A 20,750-nucleotide genomic window follows, 5' to 3' on the forward strand; every position below is an offset into this window, starting at 1 on the left:
TGCTAGGCGACCGGCCGCGCCTCGAGGCGCTCGATCACCGAGCGCACGACGAGCGGCCACGCGATCGTCGCGTCCGCGAACACCTCCGCGAAGCGCCCGCCCTCGGCCTCCGGCACGAACTTCCCCCACGAGACGCCCTCCGAGTAGGAGCAGCCCGAGAGCCCGCCCCAGTGCTCGGGCTCGGGGCAGATGCGCACCGCGTACTTGTAGCGGCGCAGCGGCTCGTCGATCTCGAGCCGCAGACGGCGGATGTCGAGGTAGGGGCCGACCTGCTGCGCCCAGTTGCGCGGCACGCCGCCGCCGATCGTGAAGATGCCGATCGTCTCGTGGCGGCGGATGCGCTCGGCGAAGTCGTCGAGGTCGAGGTACGGGTCGAACGGGAAGGGCGGCTCGCCGCGCTGGCGGCGCATCGTGTTGAAGATCGAGACGTCGAGGCCGAGCTCCGAGTCCGTGAACGCCGGCACGAACACGGGCACGCCCTGCTGGTACGCGCTCTTCAGGATGGCGCGGCCCTCGGTCGCGCTCGCGAGGAAGGCGCCGAGCCGGTCCATGATGAGGCGGCTCGACAGCACCGTTCCCTCGGCGAGCCCCGCCAGCGCCTTCTGCAGCACCTGCTCCGCGTCGTCGAGGTTCTTCTCGAGCTCGATCGTGTCGTACACGCGGTTGTAGCCGCGCTCGTAGAGGTACTCGTCCTTCATCGTCGAGCGGTGCTTGAAGTGCAGCATGCCGGCGCCCTCGACGAAGCCGTGCGTCATGAGCGCGCCGGTCGCGACGATGGCCTGCACCCAGCCGCGGTCGATCATCTCGCACAGCACCATGCCCTGCTTCGCGATCGTCATCGCGCCCGACACGGTGACGACGCGGAAGCAGTCGCGGTCGCGGACCATCGCCTCGAGCGTGTCGGCCGCCTCGCCGAGCCGCCGCCCCCCGAAGGCCGTGTTCGACATCGCGCGCACGAGCGCGTCGACGCTGCCGGTCGCGGCGAGGTCGAGCGGGACGAGCGGCTCGAGGCCGTCGTCGTGACCGGTGCCGAACTTCACCTCTTCGCGCTGCATGGGCTCGACTCCTCCCGCGAGTCCGGGCGTTGCGGGCGCGCGACGCGCGCCCCGCCGACGGGGGTCGCACCCTAGCGCACGGGCGTGCTCAGGCGCCGGGCGCGAAGAGGGCGCGGAGGTCGTCGAGCGCGTCCGGGTCGTTCGTCGGGAGCGAGCACGTCGTGCCGCGGCACACGTAGGCGGCCGGCCGCCCGCCGTGCAGGCCGCGCCCTTCGAGCCACGACGCCGCGAGGCCTTCGGGCGCGGGCGCGCCCGGCGCCGCCACGACGACCGCGTCCTCGGGCAGCAGGCGCAGCCGCGCGCGCGCGGCGAGCGCCCGCGTGCGCGCGTCGTCCGGGTCGCCCACGACGACGGCGACCGTCATGCCGCGCTCGCGCAGCGCGACCGCGCGCACGAGCGTCGGCGTCGCGTGCGGGAGCTGCTCGAGCGCGTAGGCGTGGTCGCGCACGACGCGGTCGGCGAGCGCGCGCCAGTCGTCGCGCCCGGCGAGCTCGGCCATGCGCACGAGCCCGAGCACGGCGAGCCCGGTCGCCTGCGGCGTCGCGCCGTCGTGGTCCGAGCGCGGGCGGTGCGCGAGCCGCTCGCCGTCGTTCGCGGTGAGGAAGAGCTCGCCCGCGTCGGCGTCGAAGAAGCGCGTCGCGACGTCCGACGCGAAGCCGGCCGCCGCGGCCAGGAAGCGGTCGCCGCCGCCCGCGCGGTGGAGGTCGAGGCAGGCGTCGAGCAGGCTCGCGACGTCGTCGAGGAAGGCGGGCACGTGCGCGCGCCCGCCGTCGAAGATGCGCAGCAGCCGCCCGCGCTCGTCGCGCATGCGCGCGAGCACGAAGTCGGCCGCGCGCACGGCGTCGTCGAGGAAGTCCGGCTCGCCCTGCCACGTCGCCGCGCGCGCGAGGCCGCTGATCGCGTAGCCGTTCCACGCGGCGACGCGCTTGCGGTCCGTGGCGGGCGGCACGCGTCGCGAGCGCACGGCGAGGAGCGCGGCGCGCTCGGCCGCGAAGCGCTCGCGCGCCTCGCCCGCCGTGTCGACGAGGTGCGACGTGCCGTGCTCGAAGTTGCCGCGCTCGCTCACCGAGTAGGCCGCGCAGAAGGCGTCGGCGCTCGCGCCGAGCCCGGCGTCGTCGAGTGCGGCGCGCACCTGCGCGGGCGTCCACACGAAGAACTTCCCTTCCTCGCCCTCCGAGTCCGCGTCCTGGCTCGCGTAGAAGCCGCCCTCGGGCGCCGTCATCTCGCGGCGCAGCCAGGCGACCGTCTCGCGCACGGGCCACGCGAGCTCCTCGCTCCCGCGCGCGCGCCGCGACATCTCCGCGTACACGCGCAGCAGGAGGCCCTGGTCGTAGAGCATCTTCTCGAAGTGCGGGATGGTCCAGCGCGGGTCGACGCAGTAGCGGTGGAAGCCTCCGCCCGCGTGGTCGTAGAGGCCGCGGCGCGCCATGCGCACGCACGTTCCGTACAGGTGCTGGAGCCACTCGGACGCCGTGTCCTCGGCCGTGAAGTCGACCGCCGTGAGGATCGCCTCGAGCGTCGTCGGCGTCGGGAACTTCGGTCCGCCCGTGCCGAAGCCGCCGTTCTCGGCGTCGGCGCCCTGCATCAGCGCCGCGGCGCAGTGCACGACCGTGCGCGCCGACGGCGGCGCCTCGGCGACGCCGGTCGCGCGGTCGTCGAGCGCCTGCACGAGGTCGTGCGCCGAGCGCTCGACGGCGCCGCGCCGCTCGCGCCACGCCTCGTCGACCGCGCGCAGCACCTCGGTGAAGCTCGGCATTCCGTGACGCCGCTCCGGCGGATAGTAGGTGCCGCCGAAGAACGGCCTCCCGTCGGGCGTCGCGAACGCGGTGAGCGGCCAGCCGCCGTGCCCGGTGAGCCGCACGACCGTGTCCATGAACACCTGGTCGACGTCGGGGCGCTCCTCGCGGTCGACCTTCACGGGCACGAAGAGCTCGTTCACGACCGCCGCGGTCGCCGCGTCCTCGAACGACTCGTGCGCCATCACGTGACACCAGTGACAGGCGCTGTACCCGATCGAGACGAGCAGCGGCACGTCGCGCTCTCTCGCGCGCGCGAACGCCTCCTCGCCCCACGGCAGCCAGTCGACGGGGTTGTGCATGTGCTGGCGGAGGTAGGCGCTCGTCTCGCTCGCGAGGCGGTTCGTCGGGCCGCCCGCGTCGTGCGGGGCGTGCGGGCCGGCGGATGCGTCGCGGTCGTCGGGGGGAGGCATGCGCGCGCGAGTGTAGGCGGCCGCGCGCGGCGCGCCGGCGGACGGGCTCCGGGCGTGCGCTTGTCGGCGCGCGGGCGATCCCCGATCGTTGCGCGTGTGATCGACGTCGTCGTTGCGCCGGGCCGGGATCGCGCGCTGCGCCGGCGGCACCCCTGGGTGCTGTCGGGCGCCGTCGCGCACGTCGAGGGCAGTGCCGCGCCCGGCGCCTTCGTGCGCGTGCGCGCGGCCGAGGGCGACGTGCTCGGCTACGGGCACTACGCGCCGCAGTCGAGCCTGCGCGTGCGCATGCTCGCGTTCGGCAAGGAGCCCGTCGACGAGCGCGCGCTCGTGCGCGAGCGCCTGCGCGCCGCGTTCGCGCTCCGCCGCGGCGCCGAGGCGCGCGCGCTCCTCGGCGCGACCGACGCCGTGCGGCTCGTCAACGCGGAGGGCGACGGGCTGCCCGGGCTCGCCGTCGACCGGTACGGCGACGTCGCCGTCGCGAAGGTGACGAGCGCCGGCATGGCGCGGCTGCGCGACGACGTCGCCCTCGCGCTGCGCGAGGACGCGGGTGTCGCGCACGCGCTCGAGCGGCGAGACGCGCTCGCCGCGCGCCGCGAGGGCGTCGACAGCGACGACCGCACCTGGTTCGGCGCGCCTCCTTCGCGCGCCGAGATCCGCGAGCGCGAGCGCCGCTACACGGTCGACCTGCGCGAGGGCCAGAAGACGGGCTTCTACCTCGACCAGCGCGACGCGCGCGACGCGGTCGAGGCGCTCGCGCGCGGGCGCCGCGTGCTCGACCTCTTCAGCTACACCGGCGGCTTCGCGGTCGCCGCGCTGCGCGGCGGGGCCGAGCGCGTCGTCGCGGTCGACTCCTCCGAGCCCGCACTCGCGCTCGCGCGCGAGAACGCGGAGCGCAACGGCGACGCCGCGCGCGTCGCGTTCGAGCGCGCCGACGCCTTCGAGTGGGTGCGGAGCGCGCGCGAGCGCTTCGACCTGCTCGTCGTCGACCCGCCGCCGCTCGCGCGCGCGCAGCGCGACGTCGCGCGCGCGACCCGCGCCTACAAGGACGCGGCGCTCCACGCGCTGCGCTGCGCGGATCCGGGCGCGCTCGCGCTCTTCTTCGGCTGCTCGCACCACGTCGGCCCCGAGCTCTTCCGCAAGGTGCTGTTCGGCGCGTCGCTCGACGCGCGGCGCCCGCTCGCCGTGCTGCGCGAGCTCGGCGCGCCGCCCGACCATCCGGTGTCGCTCGACCATCCCGAGGGCCGCTACCTGACGGGGCTGCTCGTGCGCGTCGGAGGCCGCCCGTGAGCGGCGGTGTCGTGTTCCTGGGCGGCGGCGGCGCGGGCGACTCCGGGGGCGGCGGGGACGCCGGCGGAGCGGGAGGTGCCGACGCGCTCAAGGAGCGCGCGGCCACGGCGCTCGAGCGCGCGCTCGCATTCGCGCGCGCGCACGGCGGCGAGCTCGGGCTCGCGCGCGCGCACGCCGCGCTGCGCGCCGAGCCCGCCACCCGCGCGCGCGCGCTCGCGGACGCGCTCCAGCAGGGCGACGGCGCGTTCGCGCCGCTCGGCGCCGACGGCGAGTGCGCGGTCGCGCGCGAGCTGCGCGCGCTCGGCGCGGCCCCCGCGTTCGCGGCGACGCTCGACGCGCTCGCGCTCTTCGCCGAGCTGCGCTGCGACGACGGCGACGACGTGGAGCGCGCCGTGCGCTTCGTCGAGGGCCGCGCCGACCCGGACGGCGGCTTCGGCGGCGCGCTCGCCGCGGGCGCCGACGAGGACGCGCGCGTGCTCGCGACGGCGCTCGCGGCCGGGAGCCTCGGGCGCAGTCGTTATGCGCGGCCCGAGGGGCTCGCGGCAGCGGCCACCTGGCTCGCCGCGCGCTTCGCGCCCGAGCGCGTCGAGGCGGCGAGCTTCGCCGGCCTCGCCGCACTCGCGCTCTTCTACGCGACCGTGCCCGACGAGCTCGCCGACGAGGCGCTGCAGTGGTGCGGGCGCGAGCTCGAGAAGCGCTTCCGCAGCCACCGCGTGGAGGCGCTCTCCGTCGTGCAGGTGCTGCTCGCCTGCCAGGCCGGCTCGCTCCCCGGCGCGAGCTTCGCGCCCGAGGAGCTGCTCGAGCGGCTGCTCGCCGAGCAGGCGCGCGACGGCGGCTTCGACGCGCTCTGTCCGGACGGCGCGGCCGCGCGCGTCGCCCCGAGCGTCGACGCGATGCGCGGCATCATCGGACTCTGCGCGACGTTCTGAGCGCCGCGCGCGCCGCGCGCGCCGGGCGCGCCGCCGGGCCGGGGAGACTCCGTGCACAATCTCGCCGCGATCCACGAGGCCATCGCGCGCGCGCTGCCCGAGCGCGAGTGCATCGTCTTCCGCGACCGCCGCTTCACGTGGGCGCAGACGACCGACCGCACACGCCGCCTCGCCGACGTGCTGCGCGCGCACGGTCTCGGCTGCCACGCGGAGCGCCGGAACGCGGCGGGCGACACGGTGCTCGAGGGCTGGGAGTCCGGGCAGGACCACGTCGCGCTCTACCTCCACAACGGCAACGAGTACCTCGAGGGGATGCTCGGCGCGTTCAAGGCGCGCTGCGCGCCGTTCAACGTCAACTACCGCTACGTCGACGACGAGCTCGTCTACCTGCTGCGCGACGCGCGCGCCCGTGCGGTCGTCTTCCACGGCGCGTTCGCGCCCGCGCTCGCGCGCGTGCGCGAACGGCTCGAGGACGTGCGGCTGTGGCTGCAGGTCGACGACGGCTCCGGCGCGCCGCGGCTGCCCGGCGCGCTCGACTACGAGGCGGCGCTCGCGGCGGCGGCGCCCGCCCCGCCGCGCGGCCTCTCGCCCGACGATCTCTACGTGCTCTACACGGGCGGCACGACGGGCATGCCGAAGGGCGTGCTCTGGCGCCAGCAGGACATCTTCCTCGGCGCGCTCTACCCGCCCGGCGCGCCCGGCGACGCGGAGGGCGTCGCCCGCCGCGCCGTCGAGCGCGGCGACCCGATCCGCGTGCTCGCGGCGCCGCCCTTCATGCACGGCGCCGCGCACTGGGCCGCGTTCAACATCGCGTTCCTCGGCGGCACGGTGATCGTGCAGTCGCACCCCGAGCGGCTCGACCCGCACGACGTCTGGGCGACCGTCGAGCGCGAGCGCGCGTCGGCGCTCACGATCGTCGGCGACGCCTTCGCGCGGCCGCTGCTCGATGCGCTCGCCGAGCGCCGCTACGACCTCTCGAGCCTGCGCCTGCTGACGTCGGGCGGCGCCATCCTGTCGAGCGAGCGCAAGCGCGAGCTGCTCGACGCGATCCCCGGCCTGCGCATCAACGACTCGCTCGGCTCCTCGGAGTCGGGCATGCAGGCCGTGCAGTCGTCGACGAAGGGGCGCGAGGGCGAGACGGCGCGCTTCGAGCTCGCGCGCGCGAACGTCGTGCTCTCGGCCGCGCTCGACCGCGTGCTCGCGCCCGGCGACGCGGAGATCGGCTGGCTCGCGAAGAGCGGCCACGTGCCGCTCGGCTACCTCGGCGACCCGCAGAAGACGGCGCGCACGTTCCCCGTGGTCGACGGCGTCCGTCATGCGGTGCCGGGCGACCGCGCGCGGCTCGGCGCGGACGGCCGCCTGCACCTGCTCGGGCGCGACTCGGTCACCATCAACAGCGGTGGCGAGAAGATCTTCGCCGAGGAGGTCGAGCTCGCGCTGAAGACGCACCCCGACGTGCACGACGCGCTCGTCGTCGGGACGCCGAGCGAGCGCTGGGGGCAGCAGGTGACGGCGCTCGTCGCGCTCCGCCCGGGTGCCGCGCGCGACGACGCGGCGCTGCGCGCGGCGGCGGCCGCGCACCTCGCGGGCTTCAAGCTCCCGAAGGCGTTCGTCGTCGTGCCCGCGATCGCGCGCGCACCGAGCGGGAAGCCCGACTACGCCTGGGCGCGCGCGACCGCCGAGCGCGCGCTCGCGGGCGAGGGCGCGCGCCCGGACGAACGCTAGGCGGCCCGCGCCGCGCCCGGCTCGCGCGCGCCGCGAACGCGCGCCGCGCGCGAGCGGCGCCGGCTAGAGCTTCGCGACGAACGCGCGGATGCGCGCGGCGTTGGCGCCGAGGTCGCCGCGGCCGTCGCGCGACTTCGAGCGCACGTCGACGACCGCGCCCTGCTCGTGCGGGCGCACGCGCACGACCACGTCGTCGACGAAGCGGAAGATCGCCGTCGTGTCGCGCGCCTCGAGCACGCCCGCGGCCTCGTCGGCGCGCGTCACGTCCCAGCCGAGCGCGTTCGCGGCCGAGGCCGCGCGGTCGAAGGCCTCGTCGGGCGACGCCCCGACGACGTGCGGGTGGAGGTCGGGATAGGCGGCGCGCACCTGCGCGACGAAGTCGACCGGATAGGTCATGTCGCGCCCGCGTCCCGACGGGTCGCCCGCGAACGCGGGCGGGTCCGCGAGGTCGGTCGCGATGTCGTTGATGGGCGGGAGGTCGCTGCTCGGCCCGGCCGCGATCGCGACGACGCCGAGCAGGGCGAGCCCGCCGCCGAGGCCCGTCCACGCGCGCAGCCGTCCGTCGGGGTCGCGGCCGCCGCGCGTCGCGACGAGCCCGGCGAAGCCGAGCAACGTGGCGAGCAGCCCGCCGAGCACGGCGCCGGCGGCGAAGGCGTAGAAGCCCGTCATCGGCGCGAGCGCGCCGACGTGGATGCCGACGACGCCGATCGCCGGCAGCGAGAGCGCGACGACGGCGACGATCGCGGCCGCCGTCGCGAGGCGCGACGCGCGCGGCGCGCCATTCGATGTGTGCGGCGCGTGCGCGCCCGAAGGTCCTGCTCCGGCCACGTCGTCCCTCCTTCGCGGTCGTGTGCGGCGGCCCCGGCCGCGCGGCGCGGCACGCTATCACGCGCGCGCGGAGCGGCGTGATAGGTTCCGCGCCCCCGCGCGCCGCGTGCGCGCCCGATCCGGGAGCCGAAGCCGTGAGCGAGATCCTCCGCAGCGAGCGCCGCGGCGCCGTCGCCGTCCTGACGCTCGACCGCCCCGCGTCGCTGAACGCGCTCGACCGCGCGCTGCTCGAGGCGATCGCGAGCGAGGTCGCGGCGGTCGGCGCCGACCCGGGCGTGCGCGCGCTCGTGCTGACGGGCGAGGGGCGGGCGTTCGCGGCGGGCGCGGACATCGCGCAGATGCGCGCGCTCTCGCCGGTCGAGGCGCTCGCGTTCGGACGCCTCGGCCACGCCGCGACGGCGGCGCTCGAGGCGCTCGCCGTCCCGACGATCGCCGCCGTGAACGGCTTCGCGCTCGGCGGCGGCTGCGAGCTCGCGCTCGCCTGCGACTGGATCTACGCGTCGACGAAGGCGCGCTTCGGCCAGCCCGAGGTCGGGCTCGGCCTCGTCCCGGGCTTCGGCGGCACGACGCGCCTCGTGCGCCGCGTCGGCATCGCGTGGGCGAAGGAGCTCGTGCTGACGGGCGCGCCCGTCGCGGCCGACGAAGCGCTCCGGATCGGGCTCGCGAACCGCGTCTTCGAGCCGGATGCGCTGCTCGACGCGGCCATCGCGGCGGGCGAGGCGATCGCGGCGAAGGGGCCGGTCGCCGTCGCGGCCGCGAAGCGCATCATGCAGGAAGGGCAGGACGCCGACGTCCGCACCGCGCACGCGCTCGAGCAGCAGGCCTTCGGGCTCGCCTTCGCGACCGACGACGCGCGCGAGGGCATGGGCGCCTTCCTCGAGAAGCGCGACCCGCACTTCGCAGGACGTTAGGCGCGCCGGACGTCGGGCGCGCCGGACGTCGGGCTCGCTGCACTGCGGGCTCGCGGGACGTCAGGCCGGGCGGCCGATCACGCCGTCGGTCTCGAGCGCCGCGAGCGCGTCGTCGTCGAGCGCGAGCTCGGCGCGCAGCACGTCGCGCGTGTGCTCGCCCACCATCGGGAAGCGCGCGATCGGGCCGTCGGCCATCGCCGAGAGCGCGATCGGGTTGCCCGCCACGAGCATGGGCGGCGCGCCCGCGTCGCGGTCGGGCCGCGGCACCTCGACGAGCATGCCGTGCGCGGCGACGTGCGGGTCGGCGCGCAGGTCGTCGGCCGTATGGCTCGGGCCGGCCGCGATGCCCTGCTCGTTGAGCGCGCGCGCGGCCTCGAGCTTCGTCCGGTCGCGCGCCCACTGCTCGAGCGCCTCGCGCACGGGCCCGTTGCGCTGTGCGGCCCAGCCCTCGCGCGTCGCGAAGCGCGGGTCGGCGAGCCACTCGGGGCGGCCGACGAGCCGCGCGAGCTTCTCGAACTGGTGCTCGCGGAAGACGGCGACGACGAAGTGCCCGTCGCGCGCGGCGTAGGCTTCGACGATGCCCGTGCGGCCGGCGGTCGCGGCCTGGCGCGGCTCTCCCATCGAGCCCATGAAGGGGACCATGTCCGTCATCGCGATCATCGCGTCGTACATCGCGACGTCGACGTGCTGCCCGCGGCCGCTGCGGTCGCGTTCGCGCAGCGCCGCGAGCACGCCGATCACGCAGTAGAGCGCGGCCGCGTTGTCGCCGAGCGCGCCCGCGACGACGACCGGCGGCGGCTCGCCCTCGCGGCGCGTCGGCTCGTACGTGCCCGCCATGGCCTCGGCGATCGGCGCGTAGGCGGACCAGCCGTCGTAGGGGCTCGGCGCGAGGTTCCCGAAGCCCGAGATCGAGGCGTAGACGATGCGCGGGTTGGCGGCGGCGACCGCGTCGTAGCCGAGGCCGAGGCGCGCCATCGCGCCCGCGCGCGCGTTCTCGGCGAAGACGTCGAAGCGCTTCGCGAGCGCGAGCACGAGCGCGCGGCCGCGCTCGCTGCGCACGTCGATCGCGACGCTGCGCTTCGAGAGGTTGTTGCGCAGGAAGGTCGCGCCGACGCTCGTTCCGTCGCGGTCGATGACGGCCGGGCGCGACGCGCGGCCCGACTCGCCGCGCCCGGGCGGCTCCACCTTCACGACGTCCGCGCCGAGGTGCGCGAGCAGCTGCGTGCCGAAGGGCATCGCCTGCATCTGCTCGACGGCGAGGACGCGCACGCCCGCGAGCGGCTTCGGGCCGCGCGCGCGCTCCGGGTGGCGGACCTCGCCGAGGCGCATCGCGCCGGGCCTCGCTAGGCGCCGTAGCCCGCCACGTAGGGAAGGCGGCGCGCCGTCGCCTCGATCGCGTCGCCGCCCGCGAGCAGGAGCCCGGTCGCGTCCCACGTGCCCTCGACGAGCTGCTTGCGCGTGCCCTCGGGCACGATCGCCGCCATCGCGCCGGCGCGCGACGCGACGGTCTTCGCGACGAGGTCGATGCGCACGCGCTGCGTCGGGTCGAGCTCGACGGCGTCCATCAGCGCATCGACGTCGGCGTCGGCGAGCGTCACGCACGGCAGGCCGAGCGCCGTGCAGTTGCCGAAGAAGATCTCGGCGAACGACTTGCCGACGAAGGCGTCGAAGCCGAAGCGCATGAGCGCCTGCGGCGCGTGCTCGCGCGAGCTCCCGCAGCCGAAGTTCCTGCCGACGACGAGGATGCGCGCGCCGCGGTAGGCGTCCTGGTCGAGCGGGTGGTCGCCCTTCGCGGCGGCGCGCTCGTCCTCGAACGCGTGCTCGCCCATCGTGTCGAACGTGACGACCTTCATGAAGCGCGCGGGGATGATGCGATCCGTGTCGATGTCGTCGCCGCGCAGCACGCAGGCGGTGCCCTCGACGTCGGTGATCCGGCGCGGTCCGTTCGCGGCCATGGCTACAGCACCTCCCGCACGTCGGTGACCTTCCCGCGGAGCGCGGCCGCGGCGACCATCGCGGGCGACATCAGCAGCGTGCGCCCGGTCGGCGAGCCCTGACGGCCCTTGAAGTTGCGGTTGCTCGACGACGCGCTCATCTCGCGGCCGACGAGCTTGTCGGGATTCATCGCGAGGCACATCGAGCAGCCGGGCTCGCGCCACTCGAAGCCCGCCGCGCGGAAGACGTCGTCGAGCCCCTCGGCCTCGGCCTGGCGCTGCACCTCCTGCGACCCCGGCACGACGAGCGCGCGCACGCCCGCGGCGACCGTGCCCGTGCGCGCGACGCGCGCGGCCTCGCGCAGGTCCGAGAGGCGGCCGTTCGTGCACGAGCCGATGAACGCGACGTCGATCGGGATGCCCGCGATCGGCTGGCCCGCGCGCAGGCCCATGTAGTCGAGCGCCTCGGCGAGCTGCGGCCGCTGCGCGTCGGGCAGGTCGGTGAGCTTCGGGATGGCCTCGTCGACGCCGGCGTTCTGGCCCGGGTTGATGCCCCAGGTGACGGACGGCGCGATCGCGGCGCCGTCCATCTCGACGCGATCCGCGTAGGCGGCGTCCGCGTCGCTCGCCATCGAGCGCCACCACGCGACGGCGCGGTCGAACGCGGCGCCCTGCGGCGCGTACGACCGCCCGCGCAGGTAGTCGAAGGTCGTCTCGTCGGGGTTCACGTAGCCGCAGCGCGCGCCGCCCTCGATCGCCATGTTGCAGACGGTCATGCGCTCCTCGAGCGTCATCGCGTCGAACACGTCGCCCGCGTACTCGTACGCGAAGCCGACGCCGCCGTTCACGCCGAGCCGGCGGATGACGGCGAGCGTCACGTCCTTCGCGTACACGCCCGCGCCGAGCTTGCCGTTCACCTCGATGCGGCGGACGCCGAGGCGCGCCATCGCGAGCGTCTGCGTCGCGAGCACGTCGCGCACCTGCGACGTGCCGATGCCGAACGCGATCGCGCCGAAGGCGCCGTGCGTCGCGGTGTGCGAGTCGCCGCACGCGATCGTCATGCCGGGCTGCGTGAGGCCGAGCTCCGGGCCGATCACGTGCACGATGCCCTGGTGCCCGCTCGCGGAGTCGAAGAACGTGATGCCGTGCTCGCGGCAGTTGCGCTCGAGCTCGCTCATCATCGCCTCGGCGAGCGCGTCGGCGAACGGGCGCACCTGCGAATCCGTCGGGATGATGTGGTCGACGGTGGCGAACGTGCGCTCGGGGAAGCGCACCGGCACGCCGAGCTCGCGCAGCATGGCGAAGGCCTGCGGGCTCGTGACCTCGTGGATCAGGTGCGTCCCGATGAAGAGCTGGGTCTGGCCGGTCGGCAGCTCGCGCACGGCGTGCAGGTCCCAGACCTTGTCGAAGAGCGTCTTGCCACTCGTGGCGCTCGCGGAACTCATGAGGATGGGGGCTCCGTGGAGGGGAAGGCGGCCGCGTCGTCGCGGCGGGGCCGCGCGCCCGGCGTTCGCGGCGTGACGGCGCGGGAACCGGACGCGGCGGGAGATAGCACGCGCCGCGGCGCCCATCCTCCCGTATGCTCCGCGGCGCCACGGGGCCGCGCGCGACGAAGCTCGGGGTGTAGCTCAGCGGTAGAGCCTGAACTTTGGGGGTTCAGCGTCGAGGGTTCGAATCCCTCCACCCCGACCAGCGCGCGTCGCCGCGCGCCGCGTCGACGGCCCGATCGGACACCGAGAGACATCGAGAGAGACTGGAGGACGCCCGTGAGCGACCGGAAGACCCAGCTCGTCGCGGCGGTCGACGCCGTGCGGGCCGCCTCGCGCGTGTGCATCGCCGTGCAGCGCGCACTCGTCGACGCCGACACGCTCGAGAAGAAGGACAAGAGCCCCGTCACGGTCGCCGACTTCGCCTCGCAGGCGATCGTCTGCGCGAAGCTCGCGCAGGCGCTGCCCGGCGCGCGCATCGTCGGCGAGGAGGACGCCACGGAGCTGCGCGCCGCCGAGCAGGCGACGCTGCGCGCGGCCGTCGTCGAGAAGGTGGGCGGCGAGCTCGGGCGCGCCGCGTCGGCCGACGAGGTGCTCGACTGGATCGACCTCGGGAACGCGAAGGCCGACGGCGGGAGCTACTGGACGCTCGACCCGATCGACGGCACGAAGGGCTTCCTGCGCGGCGAGCAGTACGCCGTCGCGCTCGCGCTGATCGAAGACGGCGAGGTCGTGCTCGGCGTGCTCGGCTGCCCGAACCTGCCTGCGGCGGGCGGTGGCGCGGGCGCGCTCTTCACCGCGATCGCGGGCGAGGGCGCGCAGACGCTCGCGCTCGCGGGCACGGGTGCGAGCGGCGCGCCCGTGCGCGTCGCGGCCGTCGCGCGCGCGGCCGACGCGCGCTTCTGCGAATCGGTCGAGTCGGGGCACAGCAACCAGGGCGAGTCCGCGCGCATCGCGGAGCTGCTCGGCATCCCGGCCGAGCCGTATCGCATCGCCCGCCAGTGCAAGTACGCGGCGGTCGCGCGCGGCGACGCGTCGATCTACCTGCGCATGCCGACGAAGAAGGACTACCGCGAGAAGATCTGGGACCACGCCGCGGGCAAGCTCGTCGTCGAGTGCGCGGGCGGGCGCGTGAGCGACGCGAACGGCGACGCGCTCGACTTCGGCCGCGGCGCGACGCTCGAGCGCAACCGCGGCGTCGTCGCGACGGCGGCCGCCATCCACGACGAGGTCGTCGACGCCGTGCGCCGCGTGCGCGCGGAGGCCGCGAGCTGAGCGCGCGACGCGCGGCGCGCGCCGTCGCGGCGCTCGGCGCGCTCGCGGCGTTCGCCGCGACGGCCGCGACCGCCGCGACGGCCGCGACCGCCGCGACGGCCGCGGCGGCGCGGGACAGCGGGGGAGCGCAGCCGGTGCCCGCGCCGCGCGCGTTCGCGGTCGACGGCGCGCGCATCGCGCGCGCCGATCGCGCGCGCGACTCCGACGCCGAGTCCGCCTCCGACGCCGACTCCGTTTCCGACGCCGACTCCGTTTCCGACGCCGAATGGCCCTCGCACGGCCGCGGCTACTTCGAGCAGCGCTACTCGCCACTCGACCGCATCGACGCCGGCAACGTCGCGCAGCTCGCGCCCGCATGGGTGTACGAGACGGGCGAGACGCGCGGGCACGAGGCGACGCCCGTCGTCGTCGACGGCGTGCTGTTCGCGACCGCGACGTGGAGCATCGTGTTCGCGCTCGACGCGAAGACCGGACGCGAGCTCTGGCGCTACGACCCGCAGGTGCCGCGCTGGAAGGGGCGCGACGCGTGCTGCGACGCGGTGAACCGCGGCGTCGCCGTGTGGAAGGGGCGCGTCTACGTCGGCGCGCTCGACGGGCGCCTCATCGCGCTCGACGCGCGCACGGGCGCGCCGCTCTGGGAGGTGCAGACCACCGACCCCGCGAAGGCGTACACGATCACCGGCGCGCCGCGCGTCGTGAAGGACATGGTGGTGATCGGGAACGGCGGCGCCGAGTTCGGCGTGCGCGGCTACTTCAGCGCCTACGACGCCGCGACCGGCGCACTGCGCTGGCGCTTCTACACCGTGCCCGCGAAGCCCGGCGCCGAGGACGCGCACACGGGCGTCGCGGCCGGCACGCCCGAGGACGCGCTCGCGCGCGCGACGTGGAGCCCCGAATCGGCCTGGGAGTTCGGGCTCGGCGGCACCGCGTGGGACGCGATGGCCTTCGATCCCGCGCTCGACCTGCTGTACGTCGGCGTCGGCAACAGCTCGCCCTACGACCGCGAGCGCCGCAGCCCGGGCGGCGGCGACAACCTCTTCCTGTCGTCGATCGTCGCCGTGCGCCCCGACACGGGCCGGCTCGTCTGGCACTACCAGACGACGCCCGCCGAGAACTGGGACTACACGGCGACGCAGCACATCCTGCTCGCCGACCTCGAGTGGGGCGAGGGCGCCGACCGCCGCGTCCGCAAGCTCCTCGTGCAGGCGCCGAAGAACGGCTTCTTCTACGTGCTCGACCGCGCGACGGGCGAGCTGCTCGCCGCCGATCCCTACGTCTTCACGAGCTGGGCGAGCCGCGTCGACCTCGCGACCGGGCGCCCCGTCGAGACGGGTCGCGCGCAGTGGAACGACGGCAGCGCGATGGTCTCGCCGTCCGTGATCGGCGGCCACAACTGGCACCCGATGGCGTTCCATCCGAAGACCGGGCTCGTCTACCTGCCGAGCCAGCAGATGGCCTACCCGTTCCACGTCGATCGCGACGCGCGCTTCGTCGCGGGCGGGCGCTTCAACACCGGCGAGGACTTCCCGGCGATGGCGAAGTCGCTCGACGGCTACGAGCGCGCGGTGCGCTTCTGCGACCCGACGCACCTGACGGCGTGGGATCCGGTCGCGCGCAAGGCGGTGTGGCGCGTCGCGCACGCGAGCGAGACGAACGGCGGCGCGCTCGCGACGGGGCGCGACCTCGTGTTCCAGGGCTCGGGCACCGGCCGCTTCGTCGCCTATCGCGCTGCCACCGGCGAGGAGCTCTGGGCGTCGGACGTGGGCATCGGGCTCATGGCCGGGCCCGTCTCGTACGAGGTCGACGGCGAGCAGTACGTCGCGGTGCTCGCGGGCACGGGCGGCTCGAGCGGACTGCACCTCGACGTGATCGACTACGTGAACCGCGGCTACGCGATCGCGTACAAGCTCGGGGGCACGGCCTCGCTGCCGAAGGTCGAGAAGCTCGCCGCGCAGCCGGTCGCGCCGCCTGCGCTCGCGACGACGGCCGCGCAGGTCGAGCGCGGACGCGAGGTCTACGGCTGGCACTGCTGGCGCTGCCACGGCGTCGGCACGAAGGCGACGGGCGTGCTGCCCGACCTGCGCCGCGCCTCGCGCACCGTGCACGAGCAGTGGACCGACATCGTGCTCGGCGGCACGCGCCAGGCGCGCGGCATGCCGAGCTTCGCGAACCTGCTGACGCGCGAGGACGCGCTCGCCGTGCAGGCCTACGTCGTCGCGCAGGCGCTGCGCGAGCCGAGCGCGCTCGAGTCGGCCGCGGCGTGGCTGTCGGAGCGGGTGTGCGTCCCGGCGGAGTGGGCGGCGGACTGAGGCGCCCGCCCGCGCGCCCGCGCGTCGCGCACGCCGCGCGCGCTCAGCTCCGCGGCGGCAGCGACGCGGCCCAGGCCGCGAGGCGATCCCACAGCCGGTGGCGCCCGCTCGCGAAGTTGTGGCAGTGCGCGGCGCCCTCGAGCACGAAGAGCGTGACGTCGCGCGCCGCGGGAAAGGCGGCGGGCTCGCGGTGCGGCGCCGGCGAGACGTCGACGCCGCCGCCGATGCCGAGGAAGACGGGCACGTCGATCGCGGCGGCGAAGCGGCCGACGAAGCCCTCGGTCGTCACCTCGGCCGCGGCGCGCACGGGCAGGCGCGTGGCCGCCGCGTCGTCCGCTGCGACCACGTCGTCGGGCACGTCGGGCGCGTGGAAGAGCGCGCGCGTGCGCGCGCGGTCGAGGCGCGTCGAGAGCGCGTCGTCGGGCGCGCCGGACGACGCGCGCAGGCGGCGCTCGGAGGCGAGCACGCGCGCGGCGAGCGCGGCGTCGTCGCTGCCGAGGGCGGCGCCGCCGGCGCCGGCGTCGTCCCCCTGCAGGCCCGCGACGTCGACCGTGTAGCCGAGCAGCGCGACCGCCTCGAAGGGCCGCGCGCTCGCCTGCACCATCGTCGTTAGGCAGGCGCCGAGCGAGTGGCCGACGCCGATCCACGCCGCGTCGGCGAGCGGCGGGAGCGCGTCGCAGAGGGCGCCGCGCTCGGCGCGCCGCCGCGCCTCGGCGATCGCGGCGACGTCGCCGTCGCGCAGGAGCGCGAGGTCGACCGCGGACGCGCCCGTCGGGTCGCTGCTGCCGCCCGTGCCCAGGTGGTCGAGCGCGAGCACGACGAAGCCCAGGCCGGCCAGGTGCCGCGCGAAGCTGTACCCGTCGCGGCCCGGCACGTCGGCGTGCCAGTAGCGCTTGTCGTAGCTGCCGCCGGCGAGGCAGACGAGCACGCGCGGCGCGGGGCCCGGGTCGCGCGGCGCGAAGAGCCACGCCGTCTGCACGAGCCGCGCGTCGGCGCCGCGCTCGCCCGCGGCCCCTGCGCGGCCGCCGCGCAGCCGCGGGGCGACGGCGTCCGTCACGTCGAGGCGCACGTCGATCGGGCCGAGCGTCGCGTCCACCGGGCTCCTCCTGGCTCGTCGCGGCGCGCGCTGCGCGCCGCCTGCACAACGTCGTTCGGCTGGGGCGCGATCGCGCGCGTCGACGACGCCGGAAGCGTTCGCCCCGATTGCCCGGGGCGCGCGTTCGACGGTACAGTGCGCGCCGTCGTCCCGGCCCCCCCGCCGATCCACGAGCACAACGGTAGGTGCTGCCGTCCGCACGCGATGCGCGACGCGCCGCCCACCCGGAGACGCCCCCACGATGGCATCCGAACTCTCGCAGGAGCTCCGCGACCGCGCGGAGAACACCATCCGCTTCCTCGCCGTCGACGCCGTGCAGCGCGCGAACAGCGGCCATCCCGGCGCGCCCATGGGCCTCGCGCGGCCGGCCTTCCTGCTCTGGGACAAGCACCTGCGCTTCGATCCGAGCGACCCGGCGTGGCCGCTGCGCGACCGCTTCGTGCTGTCGGCCGGGCACGCGTCGATGCTGCAGTACGCGCTGCTGCACCTGTTCGGCTACGACCTCACGCTCGACGACATCGCCCGCTTCCGGCAGCTCGGCTCGAAGACGCCGGGCCACCCCGAGTACGGCGACACGCCGGGCGTCGAGCTCACGACCGGCCCGCTCGGCCAGGGCTTCGCACACGGCGTCGGCATGGCGCTCGCGGGCAAGCTCGCGGCGTCGCAGCTCGCGGGCGGCGACGTGCGCGGCCCGGGTCACCACATCGTGTACGGCATCGTGTCGGACGGCGACCTGATGGAAGGCATCGCCTACGAAGCGGCCGCGCTCGCCGGCCACCTCGGGCTCGGCAACCTCGTCTACCTCTACGACGACAACCGCATCACGATCGACGGGCCGACGAGCCTGTGCTGGAGCGAGGACGTGGCGGCGCGCTTCGCGGCCGCGGGCTGGCACGTGCAGACGGCCGACGGCCAGAACGTCGCGGCGCTCGACGCCGCGCTCGAGGCGGCCAAGGCCGAGACCGAGCGCCCGTCGATCATCGTGATGCGCACGACGATCGGCTACGGGAGCCCGGCCGTCGCGGGCAAGAGCAAGGCGCACGGCGCGCCGCTCGGCCCGGACGAGGTCGTCGCGACGAAGAAGAACCTCGGATGGCCGACCGAGGGCGAGCTGCTCGTGCCCGACGACGTCGCCGCCTACGGTCGCGCGCGCGCGGCGGAGAAGAAGGCCGAGCGCGCCGAGCGCGACGCGGCGTTCCGCGCGTGGGCGGGCGCGAACCCCGAGCGCGCCGAGGCGTTCGAGGCGGCGCGCGCGCGGCGCGCGCCCGCCGGGCTCGCCGATCTCCTCGCCGAGGGCATGACGGGCCTCGACGAGGCGACGCGCAACCACGGCAAGCTCGTGCTGTCGAAGCTCGCCGAGCACGTGCCGTACCTCGTCGGTGGCTCGGCCGACCTCGCGGGCTCGGCGGCGCCGCCCGTGCTGTCGGGCCGCGGCGTCGTCGGGCCGGGCGCGGGCGAGGGCCACGACCCGTTCGCCGGCCACAACATCCACTTCGGCATCCGCGAGCACGCGATGGGCGCGGTCGCGAACGGCATCGCGCTCGACGGCACGTTCCTTCCGTACTCGGGAACGTTCCTGATCTTCAGCGACTACATGCGGCCGGCCATCCGGCTCGCCGCGCTGATGGGCGTGCGCTCGATCTTCGTGTTCACGCACGACTCGATCTTCGTCGGCGAGGACGGCCCGACGCACCAGCCGATCGAGCAGCTCGACTCGCTGCGCGCGATCCCGAACCTGCCCGTCTGGCGCCCGGCCGACGGTGTCGAGACGGCGGCCGCCTACGCCTGGATCCTCGAGCAGGCGAGCGGCCCCGCGCTGCTCTCGCTCTCGCGCCAGAAGGTGAAGGCGCTCGAGCGCGCGAAGGGCTTCGCGCTCGCCGACGTGTGGAAGGGCGGCTACGCGGTCGTCGAGCCGAAGGGCAAGCCCGACGTCGTGCTGCTCGCGACCGGCACCGAGGTGCGGCTCGCGTGCGACGCCGCGGCGAAGCTCGCCGCGGGCGGTCTCGCCGTGCGCGTCGTGTCGGTGCCGTGCCTCGAGCTCTTCGAGGCGCAGGGCGACGCCTACGTCGAGGGCCTCGTGCCCGACGACGGCACGCCCGTCGTCGCCGTCGAGGCCGCGCGCGGCGAGAGCTTCCGCAGGCTCGTCGGCCGCAAGGGCCTCGTCTACGGCATCGACCGCTTCGGCGCCTCCGCCCCCGCGCCCGCGCTCGCCGAGCACTTCGGCTTCACGCCGGATGCGCTCGCCGCGCGCGTGAAGGAGCTCGTGGGGTAGGGAAGGAAGCGGCAGCGGCTGCCGCGACCGCCGGGTGCAGAGGAGGCATTCGCGATGGCGACCATCGCGGAGCTCGCGCGAATGAGTCTCGACGTCTACGAGGCGGACTCGTCGATGTCGGGGGCGTGGAGTCGCGTGGCCCCCTTCGGCGACTCGAAGGCCGGATTCTTCGCTGCGGTGTTCCGGAAGGGCGACGAGTGGTGCCTCGCCTTCCGGGGCACGGACGACGTGCTCCACGACGGATTGGCCGACCTCCAGATCGCGCTCGGCAAGTATCCGCTGCAGTTCCTCGAGGCGGCGATGGCGTACTCGAGCGTGCGCACGGTACTCCAGAGTCACTCCGTGTCGCGGTTCCTGCTCACCGGACACTCGCTCGGCGGCGGGCTCGCGAGTCTCGTCGGCTATCGCCAGGGCGTGCGGACGGTCACGTTCAATGCCCCGGGGATGGCGCGCGCGGAGGCCGATCGTCTGCTCGCGGACAGTCCGATCGGGAGCGTTCTCGCGAGCGTGATGCGCGACGCGGTGTCGGTCGCGCTCGACGACGACGATGCCGGCGCGCGGATCACGAACATCCGCGCCGTCCACGATCCCGTTTCGATCGGCACGGGTGCGACGCTGGGAAGCGACCTGTCGATCGGGAACTTCTGTCCGTCTCCGTCGTTCTCGTTCGGTGGGGTCGCCTCGCTCCTCGGCCAGGCGTTGGGGCAGGGCGCCGCCTATCTGATGTGTCAGCACTCCATGCAGCAGCTCTACTGGGCGATCGCGGCCGATCCGCGATTCCACGAGGAGCTATGACCTGCATCGGAGGGCGCGGCCGGCGGTTCCGACGTCTCGCGGTGGCCGGGCTCGCCGCGCTCGTCGCGATCGGATGCTCGCCCTCGGATCCGGAGCCTGCGGCGACCCCGACCGACGGAGCACTCTCGTTCGCGCGCTCGTCGACGGGCTACGAGCGCATCGCGGGGGAAGGCGCGGGCATCGCGTCCGCAGCGCCTGCGGTTCGCGATGCGGCGTCGATGCCGGGATGGCCCGGCGTCCTCCGCTTCACGCTCGTGCGCGCGACGCGAAGCGAGCCGTGCTCTGCGTGGCTGACCTTCGATCCCGCCAGCATCGGTGCGCCTGCGACGCCATCGGACCCGGCCGCAGGCACGGTGCCGGACGCGCTCGCGGCGGGAGAGCGCGCCACGGCGATGGCCGACCGCGTGCGCCTGCAGCACGGAGAGGCGGGCACGAGTCGCGTGGGCACGAGCGGGGGAATCGTTCAGGGCGTGACGCGCGATGCGGCGACCGGAATCGAGGAGTGGCAGATCGCCTTCATCTGCAGCTTCTGGGATCGCCTGCCCCGGGATCTCGAGCTGCAGATCCGTTCACAGGACGGCCTCTGGACGTCCTTTCCGCTGTCGCCGCCGGGGTAGCGCAGCGCGCGAGGCGATGCG

Annotated in this window: 16 protein-coding genes and 1 tRNA gene; 10 read left to right on the forward strand and 7 right to left on the reverse strand. The window is 75.5% G+C overall.

Annotation, left to right across the window (positions count from 1 at the left end; translation table 11 throughout):
• Window positions 1–2: 2 nt before the first annotated feature.
• Window positions 3–1,055 carry a deoxyhypusine synthase family protein gene (locus R3E88_07125; GenBank protein ID MEZ4216233.1) on the reverse strand — a complete coding sequence of 351 codons (1,053 nt, stop codon included), beginning with the start codon at window positions 1,053–1,055 and terminating at the stop codon, window positions 3–5.
• 88 nt (window positions 1,056–1,143) lie between these two features.
• Window positions 1,144–3,264, reverse strand: a complete 2,121-nt coding sequence (locus R3E88_07130; GenBank protein MEZ4216234.1) for a thioredoxin domain-containing protein — start codon at window positions 3,262–3,264, stop codon at window positions 1,144–1,146.
• Between the two features lie 96 nt (window positions 3,265–3,360).
• Here R3E88_07130 and R3E88_07135 point away from each other — a divergent pair, with 96 nt between their 5' ends.
• From R3E88_07135 to R3E88_07145, 3 genes are read left to right on the forward strand one after another with little or no spacing between them, the layout of a single operon-like run.
• Window positions 3,361–4,551 carry a class I SAM-dependent rRNA methyltransferase gene (locus tag R3E88_07135; protein MEZ4216235.1) on the forward strand — a complete coding sequence of 397 codons (1,191 nt, stop codon included), beginning with the start codon at window positions 3,361–3,363 and terminating at the stop codon, window positions 4,549–4,551.
• Complete coding sequence (locus tag R3E88_07140) at window positions 4,548–5,480, forward strand: hypothetical protein (GenBank protein MEZ4216236.1); 933 nt, start codon at window positions 4,548–4,550, stop codon at window positions 5,478–5,480. Before R3E88_07135 ends, R3E88_07140 begins: the two co-directional genes overlap by 4 nt.
• A 51-nt stretch (window positions 5,481–5,531) precedes the next feature.
• Window positions 5,532–7,205 (forward strand): acyl-CoA synthetase, encoded by a 1,674-nt coding sequence (locus R3E88_07145; GenBank protein ID MEZ4216237.1) that lies wholly within the window; start codon window positions 5,532–5,534, stop codon window positions 7,203–7,205.
• A 63-nt stretch (window positions 7,206–7,268) separates the two neighbouring features.
• Here the strand turns inward: R3E88_07145 and R3E88_07150 are convergent, their stop codons facing one another.
• Window positions 7,269–8,033, reverse strand: coding sequence for a DUF1499 domain-containing protein (locus R3E88_07150; protein ID MEZ4216238.1), 765 nt, complete (start codon window positions 8,031–8,033; stop codon window positions 7,269–7,271).
• A 134-nt stretch (window positions 8,034–8,167) separates the two neighbouring features.
• Between R3E88_07150 and R3E88_07155 the strand changes: the two genes are divergently transcribed.
• A complete protein-coding gene (locus R3E88_07155; GenBank protein MEZ4216239.1) occupies window positions 8,168–8,944 on the forward strand; it encodes an enoyl-CoA hydratase-related protein in 777 nt (258 codons plus the stop codon).
• Between the two features lie 60 nt (window positions 8,945–9,004).
• Here R3E88_07155 and R3E88_07160 read toward each other — a convergent pair whose 3' ends face one another.
• Genes R3E88_07160 through leuC form a run of 3 tightly spaced genes read right to left on the reverse strand, consistent with a single transcriptional unit; the run spans window position 9,005 to window position 12,323 of the window.
• Window positions 9,005–10,273: a CoA transferase gene (locus tag R3E88_07160; protein ID MEZ4216240.1), complete on the reverse strand. Its 1,269-nt coding sequence runs from the start codon at window positions 10,271–10,273 to the stop codon at window positions 9,005–9,007.
• 14 nt (window positions 10,274–10,287) lie between these two features.
• Window positions 10,288–10,899 carry a 3-isopropylmalate dehydratase small subunit gene (gene leuD, locus R3E88_07165; GenBank protein MEZ4216241.1) on the reverse strand — a complete coding sequence of 204 codons (612 nt, stop codon included), beginning with the start codon at window positions 10,897–10,899 and terminating at the stop codon, window positions 10,288–10,290.
• Window positions 10,900–10,901: 2 nt separating this feature from the next.
• Entirely contained in the window at window positions 10,902–12,323 is a 1,422-nt protein-coding gene (gene leuC, locus R3E88_07170) for a 3-isopropylmalate dehydratase large subunit (protein ID MEZ4216242.1), read from the reverse strand.
• Window positions 12,324–12,495: 172 nt separating this feature from the next.
• Between leuC and R3E88_07175 the strand changes: the two genes are divergently transcribed.
• From R3E88_07175 to R3E88_07185, 3 genes are all read left to right on the forward strand, one after another.
• Window positions 12,496–12,570 (forward strand) — tRNA-Pro (locus R3E88_07175).
• A gap of 74 nt (window positions 12,571–12,644) precedes the next feature.
• Window positions 12,645–13,640: a 3'(2'),5'-bisphosphate nucleotidase gene (locus R3E88_07180; protein ID MEZ4216243.1), complete on the forward strand. Its 996-nt coding sequence runs from the start codon at window positions 12,645–12,647 to the stop codon at window positions 13,638–13,640.
• 134 nt (window positions 13,641–13,774) lie between these two features.
• Window positions 13,775–15,949 (forward strand): PQQ-dependent dehydrogenase, methanol/ethanol family, encoded by a 2,175-nt coding sequence (locus tag R3E88_07185; GenBank protein ID MEZ4216244.1) that lies wholly within the window; start codon window positions 13,775–13,777, stop codon window positions 15,947–15,949.
• A 43-nt stretch (window positions 15,950–15,992) separates the two neighbouring features.
• Here the strand turns inward: R3E88_07185 and R3E88_07190 are convergent, their stop codons facing one another.
• On the reverse strand, window positions 15,993–17,045 hold the full coding sequence (locus R3E88_07190) for an alpha/beta hydrolase (GenBank protein ID MEZ4216245.1): 1,053 nt from the start codon (window positions 17,043–17,045) through the stop codon (window positions 15,993–15,995).
• A 241-nt stretch (window positions 17,046–17,286) separates the two neighbouring features.
• On the opposite strand from R3E88_07190, the gene tkt reads away from it, so the two are divergent.
• Genes tkt through R3E88_07205 form a run of 3 tightly spaced genes read left to right on the forward strand, consistent with a single transcriptional unit; the run spans window position 17,287 to window position 20,729 of the window.
• Window positions 17,287–19,317 (forward strand): transketolase, encoded by a 2,031-nt coding sequence (gene tkt, locus R3E88_07195; GenBank protein ID MEZ4216246.1) that lies wholly within the window; start codon window positions 17,287–17,289, stop codon window positions 19,315–19,317.
• 54 nt (window positions 19,318–19,371) lie between these two features.
• Entirely contained in the window at window positions 19,372–20,112 is a 741-nt protein-coding gene (locus R3E88_07200) for an Mbeg1-like protein (GenBank protein MEZ4216247.1), read from the forward strand.
• Window positions 20,109–20,729: a hypothetical protein gene (locus tag R3E88_07205; GenBank protein MEZ4216248.1), complete on the forward strand. Its 621-nt coding sequence runs from the start codon at window positions 20,109–20,111 to the stop codon at window positions 20,727–20,729. Before R3E88_07200 ends, R3E88_07205 begins: the two co-directional genes overlap by 4 nt.
• The last annotated feature ends 21 nt before the right edge of the window (window positions 20,730–20,750 follow it).

Source organism: Myxococcota bacterium, assembly GCA_041389495.1.
Lineage (GTDB): Bacteria > Myxococcota_A > UBA9160 > UBA9160 > UBA4427 > JAWKRT01.